The organism is Thalassoroseus sp. (genome assembly GCF_984380535.1).
In genome coordinates, this window is the sequence record NZ_CFHRBF010000014.1 from 50,575 (window position 1) to 64,609 (window position 14,035).

The 14,035-nt window shown below is 55.3% G+C and carries 15 protein-coding genes; 7 read left to right on the forward strand and 8 right to left on the reverse strand.

Features of this window, described 5'->3' with window-relative positions; all coding sequences use genetic code 11:
• Nucleotides 1-4 precede the first annotated feature (4 nt).
• Both AC5DDB_RS19390 and AC5DDB_RS19395 read left to right on the forward strand, forming a co-directional pair.
• Nucleotides 5-1,129, forward strand: coding sequence for a sulfotransferase family protein (locus tag AC5DDB_RS19390; RefSeq protein ID WP_491741410.1), 1,125 nt, complete (start codon nt 5-7; stop codon nt 1,127-1,129).
• A 110-nt stretch (nt 1,130-1,239) separates the two neighbouring features.
• A complete protein-coding gene (locus AC5DDB_RS19395) occupies nt 1,240-2,199 on the forward strand; it encodes a hypothetical protein (RefSeq protein ID WP_491741411.1) in 960 nt (319 codons plus the stop codon).
• A gap of 13 nt (nt 2,200-2,212) precedes the next feature.
• On the opposite strand, the gene AC5DDB_RS19400 is transcribed toward AC5DDB_RS19395, so the two are convergent.
• The 6 genes from AC5DDB_RS19400 to AC5DDB_RS19425 all read right to left on the reverse strand — a co-directional run bounded on the left by AC5DDB_RS19400 (nt 2,213) and on the right by AC5DDB_RS19425 (nt 7,385).
• Entirely contained in the window at nt 2,213-2,632 is a 420-nt protein-coding gene (locus AC5DDB_RS19400) for a diacylglycerol kinase family protein (protein ID WP_491741412.1), read from the reverse strand.
• Between the two features lie 41 nt (nt 2,633-2,673).
• Nucleotides 2,674-4,095: a sulfatase family protein gene (locus AC5DDB_RS19405; protein WP_491741413.1), complete on the reverse strand. Its 1,422-nt coding sequence runs from the start codon at nt 4,093-4,095 to the stop codon at nt 2,674-2,676.
• Between the two features lie 83 nt (nt 4,096-4,178).
• Nucleotides 4,179-5,873, reverse strand: coding sequence for an alkaline phosphatase (locus AC5DDB_RS19410; protein WP_491741414.1), 1,695 nt, complete (start codon nt 5,871-5,873; stop codon nt 4,179-4,181).
• 185 nt (nt 5,874-6,058) lie between these two features.
• Nucleotides 6,059-6,550: a hypothetical protein gene (locus AC5DDB_RS19415; RefSeq protein WP_491741415.1), complete on the reverse strand. Its 492-nt coding sequence runs from the start codon at nt 6,548-6,550 to the stop codon at nt 6,059-6,061.
• Nucleotides 6,551-6,687: 137 nt separating this feature from the next.
• A complete protein-coding gene (locus AC5DDB_RS19420) occupies nt 6,688-6,996 on the reverse strand; it encodes an Hpt domain-containing protein (RefSeq protein ID WP_491741416.1) in 309 nt (102 codons plus the stop codon).
• A gap of 176 nt (nt 6,997-7,172) precedes the next feature.
• Nucleotides 7,173-7,385, reverse strand: coding sequence for a hypothetical protein (locus tag AC5DDB_RS19425; RefSeq protein ID WP_491741417.1), 213 nt, complete (start codon nt 7,383-7,385; stop codon nt 7,173-7,175).
• A gap of 249 nt (nt 7,386-7,634) precedes the next feature.
• Between AC5DDB_RS19425 and AC5DDB_RS19430 the strand changes: the two genes are divergently transcribed.
• The gene (locus tag AC5DDB_RS19430; RefSeq protein ID WP_491741418.1) at nt 7,635-8,774 is read left to right on the forward strand and encodes a glycosyltransferase family 4 protein; all 1,140 of its coding nucleotides are present in this window, start codon (nt 7,635-7,637) and stop codon (nt 8,772-8,774) included.
• 107 nt (nt 8,775-8,881) lie between these two features.
• Here the strand turns inward: AC5DDB_RS19430 and lpxB are convergent, their stop codons facing one another.
• The gene (gene lpxB, locus AC5DDB_RS19435; RefSeq protein WP_491741419.1) at nt 8,882-10,066 is read right to left on the reverse strand and encodes a lipid-A-disaccharide synthase; all 1,185 of its coding nucleotides are present in this window, start codon (nt 10,064-10,066) and stop codon (nt 8,882-8,884) included.
• Nucleotides 10,067-10,447: 381 nt separating this feature from the next.
• Between lpxB and AC5DDB_RS19440 the strand changes: the two genes are divergently transcribed.
• The 4 genes from AC5DDB_RS19440 (at nt 10,448) to AC5DDB_RS19455 (ending at nt 12,764) form a co-directional block, all read left to right on the forward strand.
• On the forward strand, nt 10,448-10,819 hold the full coding sequence (locus tag AC5DDB_RS19440) for a hypothetical protein (RefSeq protein ID WP_491741420.1): 372 nt from the start codon (nt 10,448-10,450) through the stop codon (nt 10,817-10,819).
• Nucleotides 10,820-10,878: 59 nt separating this feature from the next.
• Entirely contained in the window at nt 10,879-11,064 is a 186-nt protein-coding gene (locus AC5DDB_RS19445; RefSeq protein ID WP_491741421.1) for a hypothetical protein, read from the forward strand.
• Between the two features lie 97 nt (nt 11,065-11,161).
• Nucleotides 11,162-11,497, forward strand: a complete 336-nt coding sequence (locus AC5DDB_RS19450; RefSeq protein WP_491741422.1) for a transposase — start codon at nt 11,162-11,164, stop codon at nt 11,495-11,497.
• A gap of 211 nt (nt 11,498-11,708) precedes the next feature.
• Nucleotides 11,709-12,764 (forward strand): hypothetical protein, encoded by a 1,056-nt coding sequence (locus tag AC5DDB_RS19455; protein WP_491741423.1) that lies wholly within the window; start codon nt 11,709-11,711, stop codon nt 12,762-12,764.
• 115 nt (nt 12,765-12,879) lie between these two features.
• Here the strand turns inward: AC5DDB_RS19455 and aroC are convergent, their stop codons facing one another.
• The gene (gene aroC, locus AC5DDB_RS19460; protein WP_491741424.1) at nt 12,880-14,025 is read right to left on the reverse strand and encodes a chorismate synthase; all 1,146 of its coding nucleotides are present in this window, start codon (nt 14,023-14,025) and stop codon (nt 12,880-12,882) included.
• Nucleotides 14,026-14,035 lie beyond the last annotated feature (10 nt).

Genomic DNA, 14,035 nt, shown 5'->3' on the forward strand with positions numbered 1-14,035 from the left:
GATCATGTCGACGTTTGACCGCTCTACGCCACATCCGTTGTCCTTGATTGGTTGTCGCACGTTCGCTCGACTGGTGCGACAGTACGGCGTCGACCCGGAACACCGTGCGCTGGCAGCCAAACTTGCGGCGACGTGCACCGTCGGGATTCCGTTTCGTCGGTGGGACACGCTGCGATCGTTCCGCAAGGTCAGACGGACGGAATTGCCGAAGTCGCCGGTGTTCATCATCGGTCACTGGCGGAGCGGCACCACGCATCTGCACAACCTCTTCACATGTGATCCGCAGTTCGCGTACGTGAAGGCGTTTCATTGTGTGGCGGCTCAAAGTTTCCTTGGGGCTCGTAGGTTGGTGTACCGTAGTCTGGCGAAACGAATGCCTTCGGAACGCCCGATGGATGCCGTCCGCTTCGGTTTGGAGGAAGCCCAGGAAGAAGAATTCGCGATGTCGCGGATCAGCGAAATGTCGTTCCTGCATGCGTACTACTTTCCGCGGAAACTCGGAGAAATCTTCCGTAATTGGGTATTGTTCGAGGACATCACCGAGAAACAACGCGACCGCTGGAAACAGACTTACGGCTGGTTTCTGAAGCGGGTGATCGCTGACTGTGGACCGAAACCGCTATGCCTCAAAAGTCCGCCGCATGCCGCTCGTATTCCGACGCTCTTGGAAATGTTCCCGGATGCGAAGTTCATCCACATTTATCGCAATCCGTATGTGGTGCAGCAGTCGAACAACAACTTGTGGCGGAAATTTCTCGGGGCATTTGCCCTGCACCATGTCGAACTCAGCGACATCGAGGATCAAAACTTCGGTGTCTACACGCGACTTCATGAGCGACTATACAACGACATCGATCGTATTCCAGCGGGGCAATTCGCGGAAGTTCGCTTTGAGGACGTCGATCAAAACCCGGTCGGTGAAGTCGCTCGGTTGTATGCGGAACTCGGCCTGACCGGGTTTGAAACTGCGAGGCCACACCTGGAGGAGTATGTCGCCGCTCAGCAGTCGTACCGTAAGAACGAGTACACCTTCGATGCAGCCACAGTCGAGCGAATCGACCGTGAATGGCGAACCGTGCTCGACCGCTGGAACTACGAACGCCCGACAGTCAGTGAACCGTCCGTGTAACAACTTTGTTACAGCGAACCTGAAAGTTCGCGCTGACAAGTTGCAGCGAGTTTGTAGTCTATAGTCATCGGCAGACAACAATCCCAACAATCTCAGCGCGTGGTGTGACGATGATGTGGTACTTGCTCCTTACTAGTTTCTTGGTTCCCACGGAAACCGATGGGTCACAGAACACTAAACCAACGCCACGCGAATTAATCGCAAAGCTCTCGTCGCCTGATATTACCGTCGCCGAGATGGAACGCATCGAGGAACTGCTGCCTCGTCTGAAACCCAAGGATGTCATTCCGGCATTGTTGCCGAAGATTGCACAGGGCATGCCTGATGAATTTGGGATTTGGAACGGTGCTGGAAGTGCCAAAGGCGATGCCATTGCGCCACCAAAATGGCGAGCGTTCTATTCCTACCATCGCATCTGGAAGAAAGTCGCACCGCAGGATCGCAAGCTGACAAGTCGATTGCTAGCCGATCGCTTTGTATCCACGAAGTCGCCCCGTGAACACTCCGCTTTGATCCAGGAACTCAGGGCCTATTGGCATCCTGATGTGGAAGACAAAATGGCGGCAATTATGCATAAGGTCGAAGATGTCGGATCGCCCTGGCGACAAGCGGCCGAGTGTCTCCTCGAACGTTTTGGCGACAAGTATTGCAACGACATTAAGGAAATCATCAAGAAATTGCCGTCGGATGATTGGCAGCAATCTTTGACGAAGGGTTACACAATTAGCATGTTGTTGAACCAACGGTCGTCAATCATTCGGAACAGCCGGCCAGGATCGGACAAGCGAAAACTAGCCCCACCGTTCGACCCCGAATTACTGCGAATTGCCTTTGAAACCGTCCAAAAAATGGAGTCTCAAGAAATCGGCATGGGATATCTCTTGGCGATGCACATTGGTGAATACGTCGGGCAAAACTTTGAGCCTGATCGCAAAGACCCCGCGTACCGCGAAGAAAATAGCGGATTCAAAAAGCAATACTACATCGACGGCGTACAAACCGCACTCGATTGGTGGCAAGAGAACAAAGCCGAGTACAAAGAACGTGAAGCGGAAGAATCACGCCCGTAAAGCAGACTTAGTTTCAAGACTGCACCACCGGAAAAAGAGCTTCCCATAACGGTGGCCCCAAGAGGAACAACCCAACGACGACAGCCGTTATCGATACCGTGAGCACCGCAGCGGCGGCAACATCTTTCGCGATTTTGGCCAGCGGGTGATAGTCGGGTGAGACCAGATCGACAACCGCTTCCACAACGGTGTTAATTAGTTCGGCAGCCAACACCAAACCGATGAGTAACACCAAGATGGCCCACACAATCCGAGAGACTTGGAGCCAGCGGGCCAACACCATCACGATGGCGGCGGCTCCGAAGTGAATCCGCAGGTTGCGTTGCGTCCGCACCGCGTACCACATGCCTTCGGCGGCAAACCGAAAACTATGCCACAGCGAGGGCGCTCGGCTGATATGTTTCGGCTTGTCCGTTGCTGATTCAGAGTCCATTGAAATCTCGTCTCACTCCGTGAGAAGTTATTCACATTCCATCAAAATGGGCCTAACCGTGGCGGCAGTGGGTCCATCGTAAACACACTCGCATCGAAGGCCGCTTGCAGGAGTCTCAGTTTTCGATCTGTCTCGTCGGGTTCGTTCCAGAGATTGACGAACTCGTCCGGATCAGTCTGCAAATCATAAAGCTCGCCGACCGTTTGGCCATGATGCACCACGATTTTTTCGTCGCGGGTTCGCAGCATTGTCGAATAGGCGTCCGCGTGTGTCCAGGCATTGTAGTATTCGGAGAAAACGAACTCCCGATGCCGATCGGACGCAGCTTGTCCACTCAGAATCGGCAGTAGCGATCGACCTTGAATGCCCAATTCCATCGGCATTTCGGCACACTCTAATAACGTCGGTGCCAAATCGATCAATTCCACCAGTGCATCACTCCGCAGACCTGATGCGAACCGCTCTGGCCAAGACATCACCAGCGGCACGCGGACGGCTTCGTCATAGAAGTGCGGACCTTTCAACAACAGCCCATGATCACCCAACATCTCGCCGTGATCAGACATGAAGATCACCAGCGTGTCGCGTCGTTGCCCGGTCTGCTCGAGAGCCGTCAGAATTCGACCGAACTCGTGGTCGATATGTTCGATCATCGCATAGTAGGCGGCTACAACTTCGCGAGCTTCGTCGTCTGTCATATCCGCAGTCGGATACGAACCCGGTTCGTTGTGTGCCCGTTGATGATCGAGCTGCTGAAACTTCGGTTTCTGATCGAGTTCCCCCGCTCGAAACTTCGGCAGCGGCATGTCTTGGGGATTGTAACGGTCCAAGTATTCGCCGGGCGGATCGAACGGATGATGAGGCGCAAAACAATTCACGCTGAACATCCAAGGCTGATCGGTGGAGGCCTGGGCGTGAATAAATTCGATGGCCATCTCCGCACACCAGGTCGTTTGATGCCACTTCGCCGGCACGCCCCGCTTGGTGAATCGGGTCGATGGGCCGTCGTAGAGTTTCTCCCAACTCTGCCCATGTCGCGTGAGCCATTGGGTGTAGGCATTCTCCGGCCAATCGGGTTGCGGATGGTGACTCCAATGGAAGACGGAGTATCCATCGTCGATTCGTGGCTCGACTTGACCGTTCGCACAGGAACCGAGGTGCAACTTCCCCGCCAAACCGCAAATGTAGCCCGCATCGGCGAGCATGCGTGGCACAAGGCGTTCGGTCGGCGGAATGCTCTGCCCGTTCTGACGACACCGAGTCGTGCGGGGATACCGGCCCGTCAACATCGCGGCCCGGCTCGGTGTGCATACGGGGCTTTGAGCGAATGCTTCGGTGAAGCTCACGCCTTCGGAGACCAACTGGTCCACGTTCGGCGTTCGAATCAAGGAATTCCCAAGTGCCGCAATGGTGTCGGCCCGTTGTTGGTCAGTGCAGAACCACAAAATATTCGGGCGAGACATGTGCGAACCGTGCGACAAGGGTGCGTCGTGACGCACCCCGATTCAACGTAGCAAGATGGTGCGTCACGACGCACCCGACAATTCTATTTTCCGTTGTCCGAACTTGGAATCAGCAACTCCGGCTTTTTGAAGTGCAAATAGTGACCATGATCGGCAGTGACGATCAGGACAGACTCGTCCCAATTGCTATGCTCGTCGACCCATTCGGTAATGGTGCGGACAGCGTCGTCTCCACTGAAGACGGCACCGATGGAGTTGTCGAGGTTGTTGTCGTGGTTAGCCCAATCGACATCGCCCGCTTCGACCAACATCCAGAACGGCTTGTCATCGGCGGCTAGCACGGTGAGGGCAGACTCTGTCATGTCGGCAAGTGTCGGATTGCTACGAACTTCCTCAGCGGTGTAGGTTTCCGCCTTCTTGGTGGTTCCTGGCGGCGGGTTGAAGTTCCCGTCGGCGGTTTGGAATGGCAGGTGGGCGTAGCTCGTGCCAAAGTATCCGAACAATCGTTGCCCGGTCGCGACCGCTCGCTCTGCGGCTTCGGCTAGCACTTCTTTCCCGGACTTGTCTTCTTCGGGATGAGCAACAACGTACTTTCCGCCATTCTTGACGTTCACGGCTTTCCAATCCGCCTCGGCAAGATACCGATTTCCCGGCACAAAGTTCTTCCCTTGAGCCTTATCCGTCGACGTTTCGACACCGAATCCCGCACCGATCAGCACGTCTACACCGGGAAGCGGTTGATCGGGGTGCGCCACCGAGGGCAAACCGAGCAAATCACGGCTGAGGTCTTGGTAATCGTCCCGCGTGACATTGTGAGAATACGCGGACGCCGGAGTGGCATGGCTGATGGGCACGCTCGTCACCACGCCAATGCGGTAATTTTTCTGCTGAGCCGTATGGGCGATGGATGTGAGTTGAAAACCCGTGCGGTCGATACCAATGGCCCCGTTGTAGGTTTTCGTGGCGGTCGTCATCGCGGTGGCGGTGGCAGCGGAGTCCGGAACGGCATGCTTGCCGGGTTTATCTTTCGAGGCCTTCCCGATCAAGTAAGGAAGATCGTTCGTCGGGGTCCACGGATTTGGTCCGCCACGTTTGACATCATATCCCCCGAAAGTTCCCTTCAAACCATCGGCGGTTTGCTCATCGACGTCAATTTGAGCCCGCTCCGCCACTGGGGTGGTCACCATCCAACCGAATTGCGAGGTGTTGTCGGCGGTTTCATCTTGAAAGTGCAACCCGTTGCCGCGTCCGGATGTGTAACCGATTTTCCCAGTCTTGACGATCGCCGCCGCCTGCGTGGTTTGCCAGTCCATGCCATCGAAGACAACCAGGAAGATGTGCTTCTTTCCCGCTTTCAACGCTTCGAATTGAATTTGCCCGATGTTCGCCTGATCGAGGTAATCAGCCTTTTTATTGAGCGTGTCGGTCGGTGTATGACCGTAGATTTGGCTGAGCTTGGACTCATCTCGGTAGACACTGTTCTTGCCTGTGTAGCTCGTCAGGTCGATACCCCGACCAGCCCCGCGTGTGCCGAAGGTGTAAACTGGAATCAATCGGTTCGAGTGAGAGAACCAGTTCGAATAGATCGACTCGTCGGTGCCCCAAAATGCCAAGGGGCTGAATTTGTTCTCGACGGCCTCGGTTTGCAGTCGGTTCCAAAGGTCCGTTTCACCGGCAACACCGAACGCCGCACACTCAATCAATACGACGATGGCCAACAATCCCGATAACAATCCACGGCCAGCGGAATTGACGGACGGAAATCTCGCGTTCGACACAGCAACTTCCTCATGAAGAACATGGATAACGAACGCGAAGACGTTTACGGTCATTCCGTTCGATGACCGCGATATCCTACTGAATCGGACCGGCGATGCGAAAGGCGATGAACCAACGGGCTCACGAACAATTCACACAAGGTTCACAAACAATTCACATATAACGCGAGTCTCGACCGACGGCGTTATTTTGTGACCGCATCGGTGATGATTTGCCGTTGTTGGTAGAGTTGCTGCAACTGGGCCAGCGAGTACATGCGAATGACCTTGTCTTTGTAGGTCAAACGGCCCTCTTGGTCTCTGCCGAGGTGTTGCTTGACCTCGTTAGTCGCTTGGCCAGCGTACAAAGCAGCGAACGTTTCCGGGTCGACAGCCCGGTTCGATTCCAAATCACCCATGGCGTCGACACCGCCGACGGTCGTCGCAAAAGCATTGATACCGTTGATCGCCGGGTTGTAACGGCCTTCATCTTTCAACGCTTGCTGAGCGGCGCCGATATTGTCGATCGCCTGTTTGACCTTGTCGATGGTATCTCGCTGCAGACCGAGGGGAATTTTCGTATCGCTTCCGCCCTGAGCATTGGCCGCTGGCGTGGATAGGCTGCCACTTACGCCCAAGAGATACCCCACACCGAGGAGCCCGACTCCACATACCAACCGCACGATATTTTGATTCATGAGAGTTCCCTCGCGAACTTCGAATGGAATTCGACGCACAACGTCAGACGAGCGATACACAACGATCGCTATCACTTTACGTTGGCGAATTCATCCGCTGACGGCAAGGGAAACACAGAGATTCCCGGACGGAATCCTTAGGTTCCCGTGATCAATCGATCCAGATAGTCCTGCAGGGCGTTCAGATCGGTTTCGATCCGGCTTTCGTCACGGTCACGGCTACTATATTCCAACTGAGCGGCTAAATCCGTCAAACCCGGAAAGCCGTAACCGGCCCCGCAGCCTTTCAATTGGTGAGACACCTCCCGCAACCGCCCCCAATCCGCCGCAGCAAATGCGTCGTTCAAAGCCGTTTGATGTTCTGGCAGACCATCAGTGAACATTGTCAGAAGTTCTCGGAAGTCCGGATCGTTCGCAAACTCAGAGTGAACGCTTGACTCAGCCATGGCGGTTTCGTCCTCGAATTTGGTGTTGGGAACGGTGACGGGACGATTCGACTCTAACGAAAATGAGGATAGCAAATGCAGCAAAAAGCCACATTTCTATCCTCGATTGTTTCCGGGCCTGCCCGTCAATCAATCCAACGTGTGAGTCAGCAAGTTCACACGTTGTGGCTCAAGCGTTACGCTGCACGGCGATCCGAACGATCGTCCTGAGAATCGGCTCGATTCGGGAATCGCAAGATATGAGGCTCTGCCGCTTCCTGAGTCTCGGGCTTGCGAAACATTTGACCGATGTAGTAACTCACCGACATCAACGTACCACAGGTCAACAATGCAACGACGCATCCGACCAAGGCTTTTTGATCATCCGTGAGGGATTGCAAAAATTCCATCCGCTTTCTCCGTAAGATCGTTCGATCCTGAAAATCGTTCGGGACCGTGCATTTCCAGGCCTCGCACCGTCCGCATCGAGGACTCTCTACCGTTATCGGTGACCGGCCAATCTCAACTCGACCAGGGCCATTGTCGCCGCGAAAACCATCTCGAAAACCGTCCGTTTATGTCGATTCGCAACGCTATCGGTTGATTCCCCAGCAAACTTGCGTCAATTTCGGTGATCGAAAGAAAAGGGGAAACTTTGTATGCCGCACCGTGTGGCTTTGTTATTCGAGTACGGTTCGGTCCACGGCGGTGAGAACTCGCTGCTGGCAACAATTACGCCGCTGCAACGTGAGGGTTGGGAATTCATCGCCATTGCCCCACCGACCGGACGGTTGCCAAGTGTTCTCCAAGACCATGGCCTGGAGTGTCTTCCGTTTTCGATGCGAAACGAAAATGGACAGCGAATGCCCCGTGAGGAGGCACTCACCACGCTTGCTGAACTGGTGAAATCCTGCGACTCGACTCATCTCCACGCCAACAGTTTGTCGATGGGCCGACTCACCGGGGCACTCGCTGACGACATTGCCATCCCGACGACCGCCCATCTGAGAGATATCATCAAACTCAGCCGTGCCGCGATCGCCGATTTGAATCGGAATCGGCGATTGATTGCCGTCTCCAACGCCACACGCGACTTTCACATAGCCCAAGGCTTAGACGCCACACGCACCATCACCGTTCACAACGGAATCAACGTAGGTCAGGCTGTGCCTGACATTTGTGAGACCGATGATCGTCAGGCACAGCCTGACCTACGGGGTGAACTCGGTTTGCCGACCGATGCCAAACTGCTGCTCACAATCGGGCAGATCGGACTGCGGAAAGGACTTGATGTCTGGAGTGAAGCCGCGGTGACGGCAGGTCAAAGAGATCCGCGACTGAACTTCGTGCTCGTCGGCGAACGCTTCTCAACGAAACCGGAAAGCGTGCAATTTGACCAGGCGATCACGGACCGCTTCACCGATGCAGGCATGGCGAACCGCTTGCATCGGTTAGGATATCGTGACGATGTGCCCCGGCTGATGGCCGCCGCCGACTTGCTCGTGCATGCCGCCAAACAGGAACCGTTCGGGCGAGTGCTGCTCGAAGCCGCTGCGTGTGGGTTGCCGATTGTCGCGACCGATGTTGGCGGCACGGCGGAAATGCTCACGCACCGCAAAACCGCCTGGCTGGTTCCCGCAGGTGATCCCCAAGCACTCGCAGACGCAATTCAATTCGTCCTGCAAGACTCGGATCGACTCCCGAGAGCCGAACGCGCCCAGCAAGACATCATCGACCGGTTTTCGATCCAGAGCGCTGCCCAAGGTTTCGCGGCTGCGCTTCAGTTCTCCCGCGAATAGATCGATTGCCCCAAATCGACCGCGTGCGGTCGGTCCGCCGACATGTCTACGGCTTGGAGAAGTCGCTTGAATCGACCAAGGACACCTTGCGAAGGTTCTGTGACTTTTTACGCAGCGTGACGGTGTTCGATGGTCTCGTCTTGTGGCAGACGGGCGAGAATCGCGTCGGCGGTCATTTGCGTCGCGCCGGTTTGCATCACGCTGTCTCGCAAGGCGATCAACTCTTCACGCGACCGCTGAAGTTCCTCCGGGTTGGACAGCCAAGTGTCAAGCTGCTCGGTCATTGCGGTAATGTCTTGTTCGATGCGGTCGGAGACGATCCATTCCGGCATGATTTCGCGATCGGCGACGAGGTTGGGCAACGAGATGTAATCGACCTTCATCATCAGCCGCTGAACAATTCGGCCGAAGCGAAAGACCTTGTACACTACAGCAGTCGGCGTGGCTCGGGCGAGCATTTCCAAACTGACTGACCCAGACACCATGAAACAGCAATCCGCCGCTTCGATGATCTCCGGCGTTTTGCGGGTGAAGAAAGTCAGCGGCAGATTTTCGTCCTCGGGTTGCATCAACTCTTGGCAATGAGCGACGAATTCATCGTTGAAACCGGCCACGAGGAACCGCACATCGGGATGTTTCGCCGCGATGTTCCGCAGCACGGGCAACATGATCGGCCAATTCTTCTCGACTTCATGTCGCCGTGACCCAGGCAGTACGCCAACCGTTCGCGGATGAGTCGTCGATTCGACGGTTCTCCACTGGCTGACGAAATCCTGATCGAGTTGTTTCTCGGCGACCTCATCATAAAACGGATGTCCGACGTACTCTGAGTTCACACCTTGCTTCGAGTACCAGTCGTGTTCAAACGGTAAGCCACAGAGGACGTAATCAATCCACTTGTGAACCCGCTTGATCCGCCATGACGCCCACGCCCAAAGCTGCGGCGGCAAATAAAAGAAGACGGGAATGCCAGCTTCCTTTGCCCGCTTGGCGACTCGCCAGTTGAAACCGGGAAAGTTCACCAGCACAACAGCGTCGGGTTTTTCTTCGGCAAAGAACTTCTCTGCTAAACCCAATACACGGAAGAACTTGCGGAGCATGGGCACCACACGCACAAAGCCCATCACCGCGAGATCGGTCAGCCGGAATACTGAGCGAAACCCGGCTTCCTCCATTTTCGGACCGCCAAAACCGCAACAATCAATGTTCGGATCGCGTCGCTGAAGTTCTTCGATCAAGTGAGCCGCGTGTTGGTCGCCACTGGGTTCACCGGCAGAGAAAAAGATTTTCACGGTCGCGACTCCCTTCGCGAATCATCGATCGGGCCTGGCCATCTTGCGGAAACTACCAGCGATTCGGGCGTTTGGTCAAGAGGAGAGCGTTCTGGGTTCCTCCTCGAAAATCCGATGTTCAAATTTTCAAAAATCTCAAACAGATCGGTGATCCGACCGCCGAGTCCGCCCGTTAGCAAAGTAGATCGCAACTCATGGAGAACACTGATGGACAAATTTCCAAAAGACGGTGAAATCCACTTGCCAATTTGTTCATTAGTACACTATACTGGTGCCAGCGAGGAAGGTTAGCCAGGATGAGCCGGACAATGACAGGGAGGTCGCCCTTTCTCGCTCTTTGTTCTGCTCCAGTTGGAATCATCACATTAGGAGAGATTGATCATGGTTCGTGAAGTGCGTGTGTCTTGGGACAGTGACGAGGAGTTATCGGGCCTGAGTTTCCGTTGGAACGACCGCGGCACCAGCTTGGGAGACGATTGGGACGACGATACCGGGCCGATCACTCTTCCGATGCGACAAACCACGCTGGGAAATCCGGTGGAAGTGCCAAAATCGCTGACCCCTAAAGTCAGTCGTCGACGAGTGAAAAAGACCAAGCAATCGACGCGGAAGTCCAACGAGTCGGCAGAGGAAACGCCGAAACGGAACTTGTCTGATGCCAACTGGTTAGAGTGGGCCGCTTCCCAGCCCCTGCAACCGCCGAAGCATCCCGGTCGTGTTCCCAATCGAGACACCAACCCCGAACGCGGATAGAGCGGATCAGATTCGATCATTTTCCTGTTCGAAAACAGAGGCTCTACCAGGAATGCCCGATGAAAACCCGTGAAATTCGCAAACAGGTTTCGATTTTCATGCCGCTCTCGGATTGGAAAGCGATCCGATTCGAAGCGGCGAAGCAACGAATTCCCATGTCGGAACTCTGCCGACGTTGGATGAACAGCGACATGCAACGGCTTCGGAACGCCAACGCGGATGCAGAATCCGCCGCCGACGTCTAAAGCCGATCCACCACGACTTGATTGACCCCACTGAAGATTTCATGTTCCGCGGGAATGATTCCCGCGGGTTCTTGTTGAACCTTGTCGAGACCCCAACATGATTGGCTTACCCGTACCTCGGGAACGTTACCCTAGCGACATCGATAACTACGATTGGAACCGCATCGCGGAACTGATTCCGCCCGAGAAACAACGCGGACGACACCGGGAAACGGATGCCCGGGAAATTGTCAATGCGATTGTGTATCGAGCGAACGCAGGCTGTGTCTGGCGGATGCTGCCCCACGATTTCCCGCCGTGGGCAACGGTCTACACCTACTTCCGCCAATGGCGAGAAGACGGCACACTGGACGCGATTAGCAAAGTTCTCAAAAAGAATCTCAGCGACTCGGCCCCTCAACCTGTGACCACGGAAACATCGCAAGTCGCTTGAGGATGACTTGTTCACATAGACGCTGAAAACGATCACGTGGGGCAGACACCCTTGCCTGCCTCACTTAACATTCGTTCCCCTCAAGACTGACCTATTCCGAACAAACATCGCTCTCGGAGAAATGGCCGACCTGACTCCACCCCGAAGACGATATCCATAACAAGCTGAACGGATTATCTGTTTCGGTTCAAACTTGGATGTGGAGTCATGGATGAAGTCAGGTCGTAGTTGGCGGTTCGTCGGGTACTATTGCGGATTGGTCGGCGTGCTGATCAGCCTCGGAGCTGTTCACGCGGATGAACCGACGGTCGCTGCCCCACCTCCGTCGACGGAACAGTCCATAATCGAGCCCGAACCGACCTTTGACGTCGCAAACGCGATGACCGTCAAACCGTCGCTTGGGACGATATGTGATCCTGATTATTTCTTCATCGATACGATTCCCAGTCCCCAAGACGTCCCGCTGGGATGTGAACCGGTTGCCCAAGTTCGAGTAGTTCGCTACGAATCGAACCGGTATCGGCCATCCGATTTGGACGAGTGGATTGCGTCACTCCAACCTGGTGTGCCCGTCTGCATTCTGACGCACGGGGCGTTTGTCGACCGCGAGTGGGCGGCTCGCGACACACCGAAGCACTATCGAAACTTTTTGCGAAGCGTTGGTGGTCGGCCGATTCATGTGATGGCGTTGCATTGGCCGAGCAAAGCTGACTTCTCGAAATGCATCCACACGGAGATGGCTCGGCTCGATCGACAAGCGACGACAAACGGCCATTACTTAGCCCAGTTGATTTCCTGCATTCCACCGGACAATCCGGTCTGCCTGATCGGTCACAGTCATGGAGCGAGAATTTCCTGCCAAGCGTTAACGCATCTCGCAACCGGTCGCGTAGCCGACGCTGTTTGCCCTACAACGGGGCAACTCCGTCCATTCCGCCTTGTGCTCTCCGCTGCTACTGTTCACCAACATTGGCTGAACCCCAGCGAACAATATCACGCAGCCCTTTGCCGCGTGGAGTGTATGCTGTGCGTTCGCAATTTGCTTGATCCGATGTTGTGTGTCTATCCACTCACGAACATTGGACTCAAGAAAAGTATCGGCAAACTTGGCTTCCGCTGGTGCGACCTTCGCAAAATGGGTTGGCAAGCCGACAAGGTCAATCAAATCTGGGTCACCGGCAGCGTGAAAGCACGCCACACGATCTCCAGCTACTACTCCCAAACCGACACGCTACAAGCCCTGTCACCGTACTTGACGTTCGATTGACTCTGCATGTGTGCCACGGCTCTATGAGCCGTGTTTCGACGGGTTTGGGTATGTCACACCGCATCGCTCACAGCGCTGTGACACCCGACGCTGATGACACACGATCGAATTGTGGTCACCCACATTGGGCTTTCCACCTGAGCCAGTGATCGGCGAGCGTGATCGCGACCATCGCTTCAGCCATGGGGATGAAGCGCGGTAGCAAACAGGGATCGTGGCGACCTTTGGTGCGGATTGTCGTTGGTTCCGCAGCGGTCGTAACGGTGTCTTGCTCTTGGGGTAGACTGCTTGTCGGTTTGACGGCGGCTCGCAGCACAATCGGTTGACCGCTGGTGATGCCGCCTAACATGCCTCCGTGTCGGTTGGATTGCGTGGTGATCTGGCTCGCTGATCCTTTTGGTAGTGAACTCTCGTCTGACGATGTGGACTCGTTCGGCAAGAAGATGTCGTTGTTCTCGCTGCCCCGCATCGTGGCACAGCCGAAACCGATACCATATTCCACGCCCAACACCGCCGGCAGACTGAACAACGCTTTCGCGAGGTCCGCTTTCATTTTATCGAACACCGGTTCGCCAAGACCGGGCGGAATGTTCGTCGCCACGATCTCCGCCACGCCGCCGATACTATCGCCGTCCATGCGAACTTTATCGATGAGTTCAATCATCGCGGCCGCTGCGTTCGGGTCGGGACAACGGATGATGTTCTGTTCACCATTCGGTTGTTCTTCGACATCTTTCATGGTGATGGCCGCCGGATCGGGAATCTCGGCTCGTACATCACCAACTTGCACGACGTAACCAACAACGAACCCGCCGAACGCCTCCGCGAGCAACTTCTTGGCGACCACACCGGCTGCGACTCGCACGGTTGTTTCCCGGGCGCTCGACCGTCCGCCGCCACGATAATCCCGCAAACCGTATTTGGCATCGAAGGTGTAATCGGCGTGGCCGGGACGATATTTGTCCTTAATGTCGCCGTAATCTCGGCTGCGTTGGTCCTGATTGCGGACCAGAATCGCGATGCTCGTACCAGTGGTTTTTCCTTCGAACACGCCGGAGAGAATCTCCGGTGCATCGGGTTCTTTCCGCTGCGTGACGATTTTACTCTGCCCCGGTCGTCGCCGGTTCAGGTCTTCGGTGAAGTCATCCACGACCAGCGGAATCCCCGGCGGAACGCCATCAATAATGACGACATTTCCCGGGCCATGAGATTCCCCGGCGGTAGTGATGCGAAACGATTGTCCGTATGAGTTGCCTGCCATGCGGGTATTG

What these genes read in the sequence shown, in the direction of transcription:
- AC5DDB_RS19455 (WP_491741423.1), top strand. Translation starts at nt 11,709, where the DNA reads ATGAAGTCAGGTCGTAGTTGGCGGTTCGTCGGGTACTATTGCGGATTG.
- aroC (WP_491741424.1), bottom strand. Translation starts at nt 14,025, where the DNA reads ATGGCAGGCAACTCATACGGACAATCGTTTCGCATCACTACCGCCGGG.
- AC5DDB_RS19390 (WP_491741410.1), top strand. Translation starts at nt 5, where the DNA reads ATGTCGACGTTTGACCGCTCTACGCCACATCCGTTGTCCTTGATTGGT.
- AC5DDB_RS19405 (WP_491741413.1), bottom strand. Translation starts at nt 4,095, where the DNA reads ATGTCTCGCCCGAATATTTTGTGGTTCTGCACTGACCAACAACGGGCC.
- AC5DDB_RS19420 (WP_491741416.1), bottom strand. Translation starts at nt 6,996, where the DNA reads ATGGCTGAGTCAAGCGTTCACTCTGAGTTTGCGAACGATCCGGACTTC.
- AC5DDB_RS19400 (WP_491741412.1), bottom strand. Translation starts at nt 2,632, where the DNA reads ATGGACTCTGAATCAGCAACGGACAAGCCGAAACATATCAGCCGAGCG.
- AC5DDB_RS19415 (WP_491741415.1), bottom strand. Translation starts at nt 6,550, where the DNA reads ATGAATCAAAATATCGTGCGGTTGGTATGTGGAGTCGGGCTCCTCGGT.
- AC5DDB_RS19425 (WP_491741417.1), bottom strand. Translation starts at nt 7,385, where the DNA reads ATGGAATTTTTGCAATCCCTCACGGATGATCAAAAAGCCTTGGTCGGA.
- AC5DDB_RS19445 (WP_491741421.1), top strand. Translation starts at nt 10,879, where the DNA reads ATGAAAACCCGTGAAATTCGCAAACAGGTTTCGATTTTCATGCCGCTC.
- AC5DDB_RS19440 (WP_491741420.1), top strand. Translation starts at nt 10,448, where the DNA reads ATGGTTCGTGAAGTGCGTGTGTCTTGGGACAGTGACGAGGAGTTATCG.
- AC5DDB_RS19450 (WP_491741422.1), top strand. Translation starts at nt 11,162, where the DNA reads ATGATTGGCTTACCCGTACCTCGGGAACGTTACCCTAGCGACATCGAT.
- AC5DDB_RS19430 (WP_491741418.1), top strand. Translation starts at nt 7,635, where the DNA reads ATGCCGCACCGTGTGGCTTTGTTATTCGAGTACGGTTCGGTCCACGGC.
- AC5DDB_RS19395 (WP_491741411.1), top strand. Translation starts at nt 1,240, where the DNA reads ATGATGTGGTACTTGCTCCTTACTAGTTTCTTGGTTCCCACGGAAACC.